16 protein-coding genes are annotated in these 14,656 nt (G+C 44.9%); 7 read left to right on the top strand and 9 right to left on the bottom strand.

The genetic code is table 11. The features are described 5' to 3' along the window. The 7 genes from QQL36_RS30180 to QQL36_RS30150 all read right to left on the bottom strand — a co-directional run bounded on the left by QQL36_RS30180 (nucleotide 1) and on the right by QQL36_RS30150 (nucleotide 4,979). On the bottom strand, nucleotides 1–831 hold the full coding sequence (locus QQL36_RS30180; protein WP_083722394.1) for an AraC family transcriptional regulator: 831 nt from the start codon (nucleotides 829–831) through the stop codon (nucleotides 1–3). A gap of 66 nt (nucleotides 832–897) precedes the next feature. Then, nucleotides 898–1,674 (bottom strand): alpha/beta fold hydrolase, encoded by a 777-nt coding sequence (locus QQL36_RS30175; RefSeq protein WP_143708811.1) that lies wholly within the window; start codon nucleotides 1,672–1,674, stop codon nucleotides 898–900. 22 nt (nucleotides 1,675–1,696) lie between these two features. Continuing rightward, entirely contained in the window at nucleotides 1,697–2,275 is a 579-nt protein-coding gene (locus tag QQL36_RS30170) for a histidine phosphatase family protein (protein WP_321567831.1), read from the bottom strand. Nucleotides 2,276–2,324: 49 nt separating this feature from the next. Next, nucleotides 2,325–2,990 (bottom strand): response regulator transcription factor, encoded by a 666-nt coding sequence (locus QQL36_RS30165; RefSeq protein WP_083722391.1) that lies wholly within the window; start codon nucleotides 2,988–2,990, stop codon nucleotides 2,325–2,327. 51 nt (nucleotides 2,991–3,041) lie between these two features. Further along, nucleotides 3,042–3,782, bottom strand: coding sequence for a sensor histidine kinase (locus tag QQL36_RS30160; protein ID WP_083722390.1), 741 nt, complete (start codon nucleotides 3,780–3,782; stop codon nucleotides 3,042–3,044). 15 nt (nucleotides 3,783–3,797) lie between these two features. Then, entirely contained in the window at nucleotides 3,798–4,460 is a 663-nt protein-coding gene (locus tag QQL36_RS30155; protein ID WP_083722389.1) for a hypothetical protein, read from the bottom strand. Continuing rightward, nucleotides 4,461–4,979, bottom strand: a complete 519-nt coding sequence (locus tag QQL36_RS30150; protein ID WP_083722388.1) for a hypothetical protein — start codon at nucleotides 4,977–4,979, stop codon at nucleotides 4,461–4,463. It abuts the gene before it with no gap. 318 nt (nucleotides 4,980–5,297) lie between these two features. On the opposite strand from QQL36_RS30150, the gene QQL36_RS30145 reads away from it, so the two are divergent. Continuing rightward, nucleotides 5,298–5,915: a helix-turn-helix domain-containing protein gene (locus tag QQL36_RS30145; protein WP_321567830.1), complete on the top strand. Its 618-nt coding sequence runs from the start codon at nucleotides 5,298–5,300 to the stop codon at nucleotides 5,913–5,915. A gap of 226 nt (nucleotides 5,916–6,141) precedes the next feature. On the opposite strand, the gene QQL36_RS30140 is transcribed toward QQL36_RS30145, so the two are convergent. Further along, the gene (locus QQL36_RS30140) at nucleotides 6,142–7,587 is read right to left on the bottom strand and encodes a PLP-dependent aminotransferase family protein (RefSeq protein WP_321567829.1); all 1,446 of its coding nucleotides are present in this window, start codon (nucleotides 7,585–7,587) and stop codon (nucleotides 6,142–6,144) included. Nucleotides 7,588–7,745: 158 nt separating this feature from the next. Between QQL36_RS30140 and QQL36_RS30135 the strand changes: the two genes are divergently transcribed. Further along, nucleotides 7,746–8,015 (top strand): ArsR/SmtB family transcription factor, encoded by a 270-nt coding sequence (locus QQL36_RS30135; RefSeq protein ID WP_083722385.1) that lies wholly within the window; start codon nucleotides 7,746–7,748, stop codon nucleotides 8,013–8,015. A 79-nt stretch (nucleotides 8,016–8,094) separates the two neighbouring features. Here QQL36_RS30135 and QQL36_RS30130 read toward each other — a convergent pair whose 3' ends face one another. Then, nucleotides 8,095–9,525 carry a PLP-dependent aminotransferase family protein gene (locus tag QQL36_RS30130; protein ID WP_321567828.1) on the bottom strand — a complete coding sequence of 477 codons (1,431 nt, stop codon included), beginning with the start codon at nucleotides 9,523–9,525 and terminating at the stop codon, nucleotides 8,095–8,097. Nucleotides 9,526–9,642: 117 nt separating this feature from the next. Between QQL36_RS30130 and QQL36_RS30125 the strand changes: the two genes are divergently transcribed. The 5 genes from QQL36_RS30125 to QQL36_RS30105 all read left to right on the top strand — a co-directional run bounded on the left by QQL36_RS30125 (nucleotide 9,643) and on the right by QQL36_RS30105 (nucleotide 14,592). Further along, nucleotides 9,643–10,173: an ArsR/SmtB family transcription factor gene (locus QQL36_RS30125; RefSeq protein ID WP_320575683.1), complete on the top strand. Its 531-nt coding sequence runs from the start codon at nucleotides 9,643–9,645 to the stop codon at nucleotides 10,171–10,173. Between the two features lie 103 nt (nucleotides 10,174–10,276). Then, nucleotides 10,277–11,170 (top strand): DNA-3-methyladenine glycosylase, encoded by an 894-nt coding sequence (locus QQL36_RS30120; protein WP_321567827.1) that lies wholly within the window; start codon nucleotides 10,277–10,279, stop codon nucleotides 11,168–11,170. After that, on the top strand, nucleotides 11,149–11,679 hold the full coding sequence (locus QQL36_RS30115) for a methylated-DNA--[protein]-cysteine S-methyltransferase (RefSeq protein ID WP_321567826.1): 531 nt from the start codon (nucleotides 11,149–11,151) through the stop codon (nucleotides 11,677–11,679). Before QQL36_RS30120 ends, QQL36_RS30115 begins: the two co-directional genes overlap by 22 nt. A gap of 403 nt (nucleotides 11,680–12,082) precedes the next feature. After that, entirely contained in the window at nucleotides 12,083–13,480 is a 1,398-nt protein-coding gene (locus QQL36_RS30110; RefSeq protein ID WP_321567825.1) for a pyridoxal phosphate-dependent decarboxylase family protein, read from the top strand. Between the two features lie 197 nt (nucleotides 13,481–13,677). Then, nucleotides 13,678–14,592 carry an EamA family transporter gene (locus QQL36_RS30105; RefSeq protein WP_321567824.1) on the top strand — a complete coding sequence of 305 codons (915 nt, stop codon included), beginning with the start codon at nucleotides 13,678–13,680 and terminating at the stop codon, nucleotides 14,590–14,592. Nucleotides 14,593–14,656: the final 64 nt, after the last annotated feature.

Here is a 14,656-nt window from a genome sequence, read left to right as displayed (position 1 = left end):
TCACGACAACACCGCTTTCTTATACGCCGTAGGACTCATCTGGTAAAACTTCTTAAACGTTTTCAGAAAATGACTTTCATCCGTAAACCCAAAGTCATGACTGATCACCGAAACGGGAACATTGTTCTTCCTGATCATACGGCCTATCATCACCATCCTACACTCATTGATATATGCCTTCAATGACTGCCCCATATGCCGCTTAAAATACGCGCCGATATAGGTAGCAGGAATATTGAACACCTCCGACATATGCTGTGAAGTGAGCAGCAACGGCAGCTTCATATGCTTATGTATATGCTTGACCATCTGGTCAACAATGAGCCTGTCAGGATTGGGATACCGCCTGTCTGTCAGGTTACGTTCCATAATCACGATGAGCGAAACCAGCTGATGTAAGATCAGTTGTTCATTCAGCATCGTCTGATCTTTCATGGCTTCCACTGCATTGAAGATATGTGTCACAATGACCTTATCTTCAGTGCTCAGCGGAATGTAGGCATTCAACGGCGATTTGGCACTGGCCATTACTACGCCATCAATATCCCACTTGTTGACATATGTTTTTAGTAATGAGCGCAGGTCGTCACTAAACTTGATCAGCGTAGCCTTTGCCACGCGGGGAATCAGGAATGAATGTGGTTCGCCGGGTGCAATAAAAAAGAGATCTCCTTTTTGAAAAGACACCTCCTGGTTACGAAATATATGCTTGCCTGTTCCGGAACGGATGAGGAAGAATTCATGATAGGTATGGCTATGGGTAGTATATGCTTCTGTCAGGATTTCCCTTGTCTCAATAATTACCGGTTCGAATTGCCTGTACTTGATCATATTTGCAAGTTACATACTTAACTATTCAGAAACGCTAATATCTGTATCTGGGTACCGGTGACCTACCTAACTATTCAGAAACGCCAATATCAGTTTCGCCGCTATTTCCGGCTGCTCCCCTGATAAATGTCTTTGCGTCACCTCTCCCAGATATCCGCCATGACCACCGGGCAATATCGCCAGCTGTGCCTTCGGAAATAATCTAAACATCTCCACAAAATGCTCAGGTACCATCACATCCTGATCCCCTCCAATAATGAGGGTAGGGGAGGTAATATTCCTAAGCATCTCATCCGGCCAGTCCTGAAAGCCCAACATCCTGTCACGATCACGGTTATGCATGATCTCCAATGCTGCACGATCATTATTGATAGCCAGGTATGCCTCCTGCAATCCCATCGGCATATTATCCAGGCTGGCAGTATTCATAAAATCAAAGAAACCTTTAAACAGCCCATCTCTCTTATAAAACGAAGATGCGATCACCAGCTTTTTCACCACCTGCGGATGTCGTGCGGCCAGTTGCATAGCAGTATTCCCGCCATTGCTAAACCCCAGTATTTCTGCCTGTGGAATATTCAAAAAAGCCAGTAATGCAGCTACATCATCTGCATCCTGTTCAAAACTGGTGGGAGTGCCCCGGTCTTTCGTATGCCCATGTGCCTGTAGCTCCATGGCAATGATCTGGCGATCGCCAGTCAGCAGGGGAATGAAATAGCCAAAATTGCTCTCAATAGTAGAGCCGCCACCATGAATCAATACCAGTGGATCTCCACTGCCATAAATTTCATAATAGAGGTCTAATCCATTTGCGGGTGCATATCCGGAAGTCGTGGGTTTCATAACAGGAATTTATTTAAAATAATTAATCCAGATGAGTCGTACAATTATACAGGTCGCAGAACCATTTAGTATCATCTACCACAAGTCTTGATACGCCTGTATTCTTCAGGTGTTCGGTCAGTTCAAATTCAGGTGTCAGGTGACGGAGCATATGGCGGATAAAGCTTCCATGACTCACGATGAGGATCCGTTTGCCGGCATGTTCTTCCAAAAGGTCTTTCATAAATGCTACGCCTCTTTCGTATACAGCATCGGCACGTTCCATTCCCAGATCCAGCTGGCGCCAGTCGGGTCCCCATTTGGCAATTCTGTCTTCTTCCACCGTACCTTCTGTCTGACCACCGGAAACTTCGCGCAGTCTTTCATCTGTCAGTACCGGTGAGAGGCCGATGGCTTCAGCAATGATTTCTCCGGTTTTTTTCGCCCTGGAAAGATGACTGGTGTAAATAATATCCCAGGGTTGTTCAGCTGCCAGTCTGGCCCCCAGTTTTTGTGCCTGTTCAATACCCTCTTCATCCAGCGGTATATCTGTGCTGCCTTGCATTCTGCCTTGCTTGTTCCATGAAGTACTTCCGTGTCGGATGATTGTGATACGTGTCATAGGTCCTAATGAATGTTGATAGGACAAATGTAATCAAGGAGGGGGGCTTTTACAATAACTCCGCCTCACTTATCAAATTATTCTTTAACGCAAACACGACCACTCCAGCCGTATTCTTTACATTCATTTTTTCCAAAATCCTTGTCCGGTGACCTTCCACTGTCCGTTTGCTCAAAAATATCTTCTCCCCGATCTGCTGGGCAGTATACTGTAAACAAATCAACCGGATAATCTCCTTTTCCCGATCCGTAAATATAATCGGGTGTGCATCACGGTAAGGGTTGAACCGGCTCCTCACAATCATCGAAGCCAGCTTGGAACTCGTCTGTCTGCAATAAAAGATCTTATCGTCAAACACACTGGTGATCGCTTCCACAATTTCCTGTTTATCTGCATTTTTAAGCAAATACCCTTTCGCCCCTGCCTCCAGCATCTCCACAATCAATTCCTCTTCATCAAACATAGAAAGCGCAATGATCCTGATATGGGGAAACCGTTGTAATAAAGTGCGGGTAGCGGTAATGCCATCCATCAATGGCATTTTCAGATCGGTCATGACCACATCTACTGCTGTCGTTTCCAATAGTTCCAGCAATTCCCTCCCATCACCTGCCTGACCTACCAGATTAATATTTGGTTGTCTGGAAAGCATCAGTGCCAGGCCATCACGGAATATCTCATGATCATCAGCTATCACTAATCGGATGTCGTACATGTTAGTTGAATCTTTTGGGGGTAATGGTATCGGTATGATGGTAAAATTACATCATCCTGCGGGAATTTTAATGAAATAGTTCGTTCCCTGCCCCGGGGCAGATTCAATCGACAAATGCCCATGCAAAATATCCGTTCTGATTGCCAGGCTTTTCATCCCCAATCCGGTAGATTCTGCTTTTACTTTCCTCACGTCAAATCCTATCCCGTCTTCTTTGACCAATACCAGGAAGAACCCGTTTTCACGGCTCAGTACGATCTGTAACTGGGTGGCTTTGGCATGCTTAAGGGTATTATGAGTGATCTCCTGGATAATACGGAACAGATGGATCTCTTTCTCTGCCGGAATACTGATCTGACCGGAGGTATGAAACCGTATATCCAGCTGGGCTTTGGCAGAAACCTGTCTGATAAATTCATGAATAGCATCCGTCAGTCCTTTCCTTTCCAGGGTAGCGGGCAGCAGGTTGTGGGAGATCTGCCGCAATCCCCTGATAACCTCGTCGATATAGGTACCCGAACGGGCAATGACCATTTTATCATGTTCATCATGCACCTGGATACTATTGATGTTCAGCTTGATGGTAGAAAGTAGTGGCCCCATGCTGTCATGCAGATCTGCAGCAATACGTTTACGTTCATTTTCCAGGATGGTAATTTCCGCTACAATCCGCTCCCTTTGCAGCTGTATATACCTGCGGTGGTAGAGAATAATGGAGACGACAAAGAATATGATAATGACCGCTATCAGCAGTGAAATAAAGACGGTCGTATAAAAGATCTTATCATCCATGGGGCATTGACGATGCTACGCTTCAAAGTGTTTTTTAAAGTAATAAGCAGTCTTGACGGGGATAAACAACACCGCGAGCACATAGATCAAATTTACAAAAGCATTGATATAGTTGAACATAAAAACAATCTTGAGGGTCAATATAGTATCTGACCCCACGAAGAAGGAGGCTTCATAGATGATCTGGTAAATAAAAATGATGATAAATCCCATGCAGATGAGAAAACGGGAGTTACGCAACAGGTTCTTGTTGTCCTGAACAATAAGGTAATTAATTTCATTGATACTGAGCAACACGGCAATGAATGCATACGTGACCCTGAAAACAGGGCTGAAATTTTCGATCTGTGAAAAGAATAGATTCTCAGTGATCCATCCGGCAGTGAGGCTTGCGGCAAGTACGATATAGAGACGGTACTTCCGTTTTAGAAACCCCCATATATAAAACTGATACAGTACAACCATACATTCTGCCAGCCCATATAGGTTGAAAGGTATCGCATTGCTGGTGTTGAGTACTTCAATGCAAATAAAGCTGATAGATTCCGAAATGAAAGCCAGGGCAAGCAAAAGGAGGAAGGGCTGATAGCTGGTCACTGTTTTGTTAAAGCGTATCAGCCCTATCACTAATGGGATAATTACAATCTGGCTGACAAAGAATGCGCCTAGATTATTCATTTATTTGGGTTGTACGACATCTTTACAAAGTGGAGGACAACGTTGTCCGCTTTCCATTGCCTGCAGGTTACCCTGTGCTTTTGCGGATTCGATACCTGGTACATTGAGGGCGGTTTCACGGCTTACGAGGGTGGTATGGATATCATTGCCTTTGCGGTCTACCGGCAGTAATACCAGTCTTACCTGGCCTTTTTCATCCTTACCGAGGTAAATGCGGACACCATCTGCGCCTTTGGCATTCAGCAGAGCGGCAATAGCATCACGGTTGAACATTTCAGCATTGGGAAGGTTGAAAGCGCTGTCGAGATAGTTGCCTGGCAGGCGGGCCTGCAATTCTTTTTTACCACGCTGGAACCCGGTAATGAGGTTGTCAGCTTCCTGCTGAGAGATCACATGACGGCTGGCGCGTGCTTTGTCCAGCGGGATCTGAAAATTGTCGGGGTTTCCAGGAGTACATCTGCTAAAGCATAGCAGTAGTAAAACCGGCGCAAAGATACGGATGGAATCGTGGTGCTTCATAAATAAGCGTGTTTTGTAATGATTGATAATGCAAACTAGAAGAATGGGGCGATAAAGAAAAGCGTATAAATACCTGTGTTGTAAGGGTAAATATAACTTATTATCTGCATTTCGCTTTTGGCATTGATTGGCGGCAGCTATTGCTGCCACCAATCAATGCCGCTTAAATTGTGTGAATGACAGCCGGAGGTCGCAATTCACACAATTTGATGTTTTCTTTCATACATAAACCTTGGCCTACCAGGCCACTTTGCCTGAAAAATACTTTCATCTGGCTCTTATTCCTCAACTGTAACCACTTTACTTTTGCACCCTTACATGCCACAGAGAAAACCATCCAACTTTAGTCCGCAACAGCAGCTTCACAGCCTGGATGCCAGACTCGTTCTGTCACTACAACGCCTCAGCGACATGCTGAAAGCCTTGCAATGGGAGCAGGCGCGTACCCTGGGGCTTACCCCCCTGCAGTTACAAATCCTCCTCTTCATTGGCTATCATCCGGCGGAACTGAACAAAGTGGCGCACATTGCCACCGAATTACAACTTAGCCGACCTACCATCAGCGATGCTGCCGCCTCTCTTGTTTCGAAAGGCTTACTGGAAATGCAACCTGACAAACGTGACAGGCGTAGCTTCTCTATGTTGCCTACTGAAGTGGGGCGGGACATCCTGCTCAAAGCAGAAGAATATGTATTGCCCTTAACTGAAGTATTAGAAAAACGTCCTGCTTTTGAAAAGAACAACCTCTATCAAACCATCTTTGCGATGATAGCAGGTCTTATGAACCAGGAAAGCGGTGAATTACAAAGAATGTGTTATACCTGTGCACATTATCAGGGCAATAAAAAAAGACAGCACAACTGTCTTTTTTTGAACAAATCTTTAGCTTCGGCAGAACTGCAGATTGATTGTATGTATCATTCTACCTTGTCGTAAAAAATTTATTCTCACATTCCCATAAAAAAAGGGGCTGACTAAAAAGGTACACCCTCTCGGGTAGGTGAGGGTGATGAATGGCTTTTACGCAATTCTCAGCGCCTTCATTTTACTTTTTAGTCAGCCCCCGGTTAAATTACCATATCCAAGTATAAGAGGGCTTGTCCATGTACTTTGTTACTCCAAAGTATGAGAGGTTTTTTTCAATATAAAATCTTCTATAAATTTATCGTCGTAAAATTTTGGCCAGTTTATCCAATCCCTTCACAATAGCATTTTCTTCCAGAGAAGCAAATCCTAACCTCAATCCTGTTTTCCCAATATACTGTGGTGCATAAAAACTAGCGGGGTTTACGATATAAATTCCAGCTGCGTGCAATTGTGCAATCTGAAGCGGCTGGTGCAAACGCATCCAGATAGCCAGCCCCCCTTTCGGAATAGTAAAATCTGCAATCCCCGTAAAGTTCACTTCCAGTATACCTGAAGTCAGTGTCAATCGCTTTTTATACGTGGCATGTGTCTGTTGCAGGTATCTTCTGATCTCGCCTTCTGCCATCAGGTTGGCCATTCCCTGTTCAAGCAGTCGATCACGTTGCTGACTCACCACCATCTGGCAGGATGCCAGTGAATGGATAAATTCAACAGGACCATATACAAAACTTAAGGGTATAGAAGGTGCCACACTACCGATATACACAACATTGTCTGCATGCGGCATACCCGCTACCGGCAATACCGGTTGTGCATCGAAGTGATAACTATGATCATAATCATCCTCAATGATCATAAAATGATATTGCTCACTCAGTTCCAGCAACAGCTTACGTCGTGCTACTGGCAACGTAGACGTGGTAGGGTACTGGTGATGCGGTGTGATGTATACTGCTTTGAGGGATGTATGCTGACAAACTACTGCCAGTGCTTCCACATCAATGCCCTGTTCATCAACCGGAATATAGTGGAGATGAGCGCCGGTGAGCCTGAAAGCTTCCCATGCTGGCTGATAGCCGGGATGCTCTACCGCTACCTGATCACCTGGGAATATCAATGTCTGCGCTACGAGGAACAGGGAGTCCTGGTGCCCGTGGGTGACACAAATATTCTCAGTCACAGCAGCGAGGCCCCTGTCGTTGTTCAATACGAGGTTGATCTCCTGTAGCAGTTGCTCATTACCCCTTTCGTTGTAATTCTTCAGGTGCAATTTGGTGGTTTGCTGGTGCAGGATCTTCCTCACTTCGCGGGTGATCTCCGGTATTGGAGACAGACGTCCATCTGGTTGACCTTCGTCGAACACGGTATCAAATGTACCATTATTATAAGGTAGCGGCTGTGGTGGAGCAAACTGACGGAAAGTGATGTCCAGCGAGGGTTTCGCCTCTGCCTCAGGAGCATCTGGCGAAACGAGTTCCTGGGGTATGGGATCACTAATCCTCGTCCCACTCTTATATTGAGTGGCAATCCAGCCTTCAGCGGCTAAATGTTCATATGCAAGAATGACGGTGTTACGGTTCACGCGTAGTTGCTGTGCAAGCACGCGGCTACCTGGTAACTGAGCGCCGGGCAACAGTCGCCCCCGCTTGATTTCGTTAATGATGTACGATTTGATCTGCTGATAAATCGGAACTTCACTATTCACTGACAATTGTAGATGTACCTGACTATGATGCTTCATGGTTGGCTTAAGGTGTTCCTACCATATACGCAGTAGAAAAAGTTACGGTTGTTAACGATTTGTAATTTTGGGAGAGTTTTTGAAAGTTTTTTTCTTTTCTTTTTTTGGGGATGAATGGGGTATCCCCTCTTTTGGGAGATTTATCATACTTTTACGTAATGGATGCAGTAATGATAGAGAAAGCAGCAAATGCAATTGCAGATAAACACCGTTTGTCCATATTGCTGGCTGCTTCCAGGCAGTCTGCTATACAGTGTTGTGATATCACAGAGCTGACTGGTTTGTCCCAACCCACGGTTTCACATCATATAAAGATATTAGTAGACAGCGGTATATTAATATATGATAAGACGGGAAGAAACGTACAATTGACAATTAATAAGGAGATGATGAAGTACCTGAGTTCGTTTTTTTCTCAATTGAGTTAAGAGGTAGCTGTTGACATTTAAGGTCTTTCAATAAAAGGAGTTTATACCCGCTTGCTATCTTTTTGATTTTCATTAATAATTAACTCATTAGCTTTCTTGCCAGCCGGCCAACTGTCTTTAACCCATCTTCCACCGTTTTACTCCAAGGGTTACTATAACTTATTCTCAAACAATTTGTATATCTGTCCTGTAGGGAGAAGATCCTGCCCGGTGCAAAAATAACTTTATGCTTCAGGGATTGCTCATACAATTCAAAAGTATTGATCTTTGGATTCAATTCTATCCAACACACAAATCCGCCTCCGGGCCGGGTTACACAGGTGTCCTCCGGAAAATAATCGGAAATAGCCTGTAAATGCCGCATAAACAGGGTATGCAAAATTTTTCGCATTCCTCTCAGGTGATGCTCATACCGCCCATTTTCCAGAAAACACGCAATAGCAGCACTGGGCAAAGAAGGAGAGGAGATAGCACGGTTACGTTTAATCCGTAATACTTTTTCTTTATAACGCCCCGGCAATGCCCATCCTACCCGATACCCCGGCGCCAGTGATTTGGAAAACGAATTACACAGCAGCACTAACCCGTTTTTATCAAAGGTTTTACATAACCCGGGTCTTTCTTTACCAAAGTACATATCACCATATATATCATCTTCTATCAGCGGTATATCATATTTTTCTAATATTCTTACCAGCTCCTGCTTATGACTATCCGGCATACAAGCTCCCAGTGGGTTAGTGAAATTGGTCACAAAGAGGCAGACCTTTACCTTAAACTTAGGAATCGCTTTATCCAGGTAATCTAAATCTACCCCTGTCAAAGGATGTGTAGGTATCTCCAACACCTTTAACCCCAGGTTCTCTGCCAGCTGCAGGAAGCCATAGTAGGTGGGGCTTTCCACGGCAATCGTATCTCCGGGGTTCGTCGTCGCAGAAAGACATAATGATATGGCATCAGAGCAACCTGCCGCAATCACACTATCATCTTCCGTCACCGCGCCACCCCATCCGATAGACATACGTGCTATTTGTCTGCGCAGGTCTTCATTGCCCTGTGGACTATCATAGCCCAGCCCTCCATTCGGTAATCTATGAATAGCCTGTATCATGGCCTTGGTCATCTTGGCAGCAGGGAGTTGTGCTACGGGAAACACGGCAGAAGAAAATTTCAGAATCTCAGGATTGGAACCATGTAAATACATGCGCGAGATCATTTCATGCACCGTTACTTCAGACGGCTTTTTGACGGCCTCTGTTTGTTTCGGCAGTTCCGGCATGCGCCGTGGACTGTAGGTGACGTAGTAACCTGATTTGGGTCTGGATTCAATTATGCCTTTGCTTTCCAGGTGATAATAGGCCTGGAAGGCAGTGCTCATGCTCACGCCTTGCTCTTCACTCATGTTGCGTACAGACGGGAGTTTGTCTCCTGTTTTTAATACCTGTTTGATGATGAGTTGCTCTACATTCTCTGCAATCTGCAGGTATAGATGGTCAGCAGTTTTTAACATGTGATTGAATTTCTGATATGGTCAAATGTAAGAAAAATAAATCTGTTTGTTTTTAAGAAAAATAATTTTGTGCAACTAAAAAATTGCATAAGTTTGTGCAACAAAAAAGTTGCTTAAATGGACGAGTTGTTCAAAGGCATTGCGGACCCGCTTCGAAGGGAAGTCCTTGACCTTCTTCGGAAGGCCCCTCTCAATATAAATCAGATCAATGATCACTTCGGCCATATCAGCCGTCAGGCGGTCTCAAAGCACTTGCAGTTGTTGGAAGATACTGGTTGGATCCGTATTTATCAGGCAGGTCGTGAGCGCTTCGGGTATTTGAACAGATCTGCCTTCTTTGCTTTTAAAGAATGGGTAGAGGAGTACATTCAATGGGGGGCGCATTCAATAGACAATGATCATGGTGTTTTTCTTGATAACACGGATTATAAAAAAGGTACGCCGCTGACGCAACCTGTCATGCTACAGGCCTTGCTGAGTAAGGATAAAAATTTCGATGGGGTATTTTATACTGCTGTCAAAACTACGGGCATCTTTTGTAAGCCTTCCTGCGCTGCCAATCCGAGGCCGGATAATGTGATATTTTATGAAAACAGGGAGGATGCTGTGAAGAACGGGTATAGGGCTTGCAAGCGGTGTAAGCCTTAGGTACTTTAGGTTCAAGTTACGGTGTATACCTAAGTTCAATTACGGTCTAGCCCTTTTTAAGTTACAATGTAAGCTTCAGGTTCAAATTAAAATGATCGCGCACATGAAAATTCACATACCAGTCACCGACCATGCTAATTTTTCCTTCTCAGAATGCCTGGTATTCCTCAGTCGTTCCGACAAGGAATGTCTGCATGAAGTAGATGGCAATATCCTCCGCAAAGTAATTGTGGTGAATGGTAACCCTGTTCTTACTGCCATTACAGATGCACCCAAAAAGGATGGACTACAGGTAGAAATATCCGCTGATGCTGATAATATAGATACCAATTACATCAAAAACTATATCACTCACTGGTTACACCTAGATGCAGACCTCCATCCATTCTACAAGTTCGCAAAAAAGGACGGCGTGTTATCGCCACTCATCCAGCAATACAAAGGTCTCCGACTGATCGGAATTCCCGAACTGTTCGAAGCCCTTACCTGGACCATCACCGGCCAGCAGATCAATCTTTCATTTGCATACACACTGAAACAGCGATTGATCCATACTTATGGTGCTGCAATTTCCTCCGGCAATAAGACATATCATGTCTATCCTCAACCGGCTACCATCGCAAAGCTGGAGCCTGCTGCCCTCATCGCGATGCAGTTCTCCCGCAGCAAAGCTGATTACATCATTTCTCTTGCTAGGGCGATGGCAGAAGAACGCCTTACCCTCGCACATTTACAATCACTCGACTACACCGCTGCCCGTGAATATCTGATTTCATTCAAAGGCATTGGCAACTGGTCCGCCAATTACGTGCTGATGAAATTCAGCCGTTACTGGCAGGCATTGCCACTGGAAGATGCAGGTTTACACAATGCGTTGAAACAACAATTGCAATTACCAACAAAGCCTTCACTGGCCGAAATTAAAGGATATACACAGCACTGGCAGCAACATGCTGCTTATGCAACATTCTATTTATGGAGATCATTACAACAATAAATGATATGGAACAGTACTATTACTTTACCCCCACACCCGTAGGCAGTCTGTTGATCATAGGCACTAATAAGGCGATCAATGCACTCAGTATCCGTGATAATGATAAGACAGATCTGCCTGTCTTGAGTAAGACAGAGTTGCCTGATGTATTCGTGCAATGTGTTGCAGAGATGGATGCTTATTTTGCGGGTAGTCAGAAGGGATTTACGTTTCCTATTGCGCAGGAAGGTACGCCTTTTCAGCAGTCTGTATGGGATAGGCTGTTGACCATTCCGTATGGGCAGACAACTACTTATTTGCAGCTGGCAAAGGATTTGAATAATCCTAAGGCGATTCGTGCGGTAGGGAGTACTAATGGTCGAAATCAGCTGTGGGTGGCGGTGCCGTGTCATAGGGTGATTGGGAGTAATGGGACATTGACGGGGTATGCAGGGGGAATATGGCGGAAGAAGTGGTTGTTGGAGCATGAGACGAAGCATAGGTTTGGTTCGCAGGGGCAGCTGTTTTAGGAGAGCCTTTGGTGTTATGTCGAAACCTACTGGCAGAACAGCCTTACGTAATAAGGAAGACCTATTCCTGCAGTACAGAACATTTTTCTGTGCTTAGGATAACTTTCCTTCCTGAATTGGAATATTGCGCTGTCAGGGAAGTTCATTTTTTCCTTACGGGATAACCTCCTTGCCGGATAACCTGTTAACTGGATATCCTTGCTGACAGGATAACCTCCTTGCCGTATAACCTTTAACTGAATATCCTTCTAGACTGGATAACCTCCTGACAAGATAAACCAACCCATCTGCGCCCTTAAATAAACTATTCTAGCTCTCTAATCTGATCTGGTCGAAATTCAAAAAACTGAATCTGTTTTTTATTGGCTTTTTATTTCATTTTTGTAGTCTCAAACCTACCGCCATGAATGAAACACTCTTCCATGATTTACAGCAGATGGATCAGTTGCTACAACAAACCAAAGATTACAGTGCTGCGTTCCTATCCGGAATAGACAGCTTACCCGTCGATGTGGCGAAAGGCAACCTCACCCCATTATCCCTTCCTAAACAAGGCATCGGCGCCTCACAAGCGCTCAGTACCTTCAAAAAACGGTACGAACCCCTCCTCGCCGGTAATGCTGGCAGCCGTTACTGGGGATTTGTTACTGGTGGTGCTACTCCCGCAGCCATTGCTGGTGATTGGCTGACATCAGTATATGATATGAACGCCGCCAACAAAGACGGCGCCTCTTTTTATATAGAAGGAGAAACCATCGCTTTACTCAGACAGTTATTCGGTTTGCCAGATGCATACACCGGTGTATTCACTTCCGGCGCTACAATGTCGAACTTCTCAGGTCTTGCCATCGCCCGTCAGTGGCTCGGTAACAGGCATGGCATAGATGTAGCCCAGGAGGGTGTAGCTGCATTACCTGCCATAAAAATACTCTCCTGTACCCCGCACTCAAGCACAGTAAAATCTATGGCCATGCTGGGAATAGGCAGAAATGCCCTTGTTAAAATTCCTTCTCTGCCAGACAGGGAATCAGTAGATATCACTGCACTTACAGCTTACCTTGAAGCACATAAGAACGAATCTTTGATCTTCGTTGCTGCTGCAGGTACGGTGAATACGGTGGACTTCGACGATCTGCAGTCACTCGCTGTCCTCAAACAGCAATATGGGTTCTATCTCCATGTAGATGCGGCTTTCGGTGGCTTCGCAGCTTGTCATTCTGACTACCGCCATTTATTACAGGGATGGGAAGCGGCAGACAGCATCACTATTGATGCACATAAATGGCTGAATGTACCATACGATTCCGCCATGATCTTTACCAGACATCCTACACTGCAAATGGCTGCTTTCAGAAATGTAGGTGCCAGCTATTTACCTGACCCGGATGAGTTTTTTGTATATAGTAATTATACTCCTGAAAATTCCCGCCGCCTTAGGGCTTTGCCGGCATGGCATACGCTCATGGCATATGGAGCAAATGGATATGCTGATATAGTAGAGAATAATGTACGGCTTACTAAAAAACTGGGTGCATTGATTGAGGATAGTGATACGTTCCGGTTATTAGCGCCAGTGAATTTGTGTGTGGCTTGTTTTACACTCAATGCTGTGGCCGAAGAGTTGCCTGCGGCTATCAAACAATTTCTGCAGTCAATGAATGAAAGCGGGAAAGTGGTGGTGACCCCAACTGTGTATCAGGGTATACCCGGCATCAGGGCGGCCCTGGTGAATTGGCGTACGACGGAGGAGGATGTAGATATTGTGTGGGAGGAGATGTCGCAGTTGATTGCAGTCATTTGAGGCAATGAGACGGATAAAGTTATCGACATACAATAAAAGACGATGTCAACCTTTTACATAAAGAAACCTCCCATTGCAGCCATCATACACACTATTTCTGCAAGCAATGAGTGATATTTTCCCATTGCAGTCATCAAATACATCCTTCCTGCAATCAATGACGAATTCACCCTTATCGGATTATAACATCGCGCACAATGAAAAAGTCTAACACGCATTCCTATATAGCATTGGTAATGGTCAGTTTCTTCTGGGGTACCACCTACCTCGCTTCCAGCGTAGGAGTACGACACATGCATGGCCTCATGCTCGCAGGCCTGCGGCAAACCGCCGCAGGTATTATCCTGATCAGCTTTTTCCTGCTGAAAGGCTACCGTCTACCTGACAAAATCGTTCTTTCCCGCTTATTTATAATAGGCTTAATGATGCTTTGTCTGAGCAATGGCCTAATTACCTGGGCCATGCAATACATTCCCAGTGGATTATGTGCTATCATCGTAGCCACAGTCCCAATCTGGATTACTATATTCAGTTATTTCATGGTACAGCGTACCCGCTTATCACCTTTATTAATAGTAGGCATGCTGGTAGGGTTGCTGGGAGTAGCGGGCATTTTTTACAATTACCTGTCCAGTTTAATGAACCCTGCATTCAGGCTAGGTATTTTCCTTACCTTCATCGCCTGTATAAGTTGGGCCATTGGTTCTGTACTCACTGCCCGCTGGGCGTTAAAAGTGAATTTCCTTTATGGTGCAGGGTTTCAGATGCTTTTTAGTGGCATTGTCATGCTTGTCACGGTATCCCTGATGGGGTATAGTTTTCATTTATCTGCTATGAACTTACAATTGTGGGAGAGTTTGCTGTACCTGATTTTTGTCGGATCGATCGTAGGGTATTCCTCCTATGTCTTTGCGCTCAATAACCTGCCGACCTCACTGGCATCGGTATACGCTTATATCAATCCCATTGTAGCTGTCATTCTTGGGTGGCTGATCCTGAAGGAACAGCTTAACTGGACAACGGCTTTATCCTGCCTGGTTACATTGGTCGGTGTCTACATAGTAAATGTATCCGTCAATAAAAGCAAGAGTAAGCTTGAACACAGCAACTGATCATATCCGGAGGGTGGACCTGGAACGGGAGGACTGGCTTCACTTTGAACAATTTAACAAGTAC

It is taken from the genome of Chitinophaga sp. LS1, assembly GCF_034274695.1.
In the GTDB taxonomy this organism is placed as follows: Bacteria; Bacteroidota; Bacteroidia; order Chitinophagales; family Chitinophagaceae; genus Chitinophaga.
This window is presented reverse-complemented; position numbering and strand designations above follow the sequence as displayed.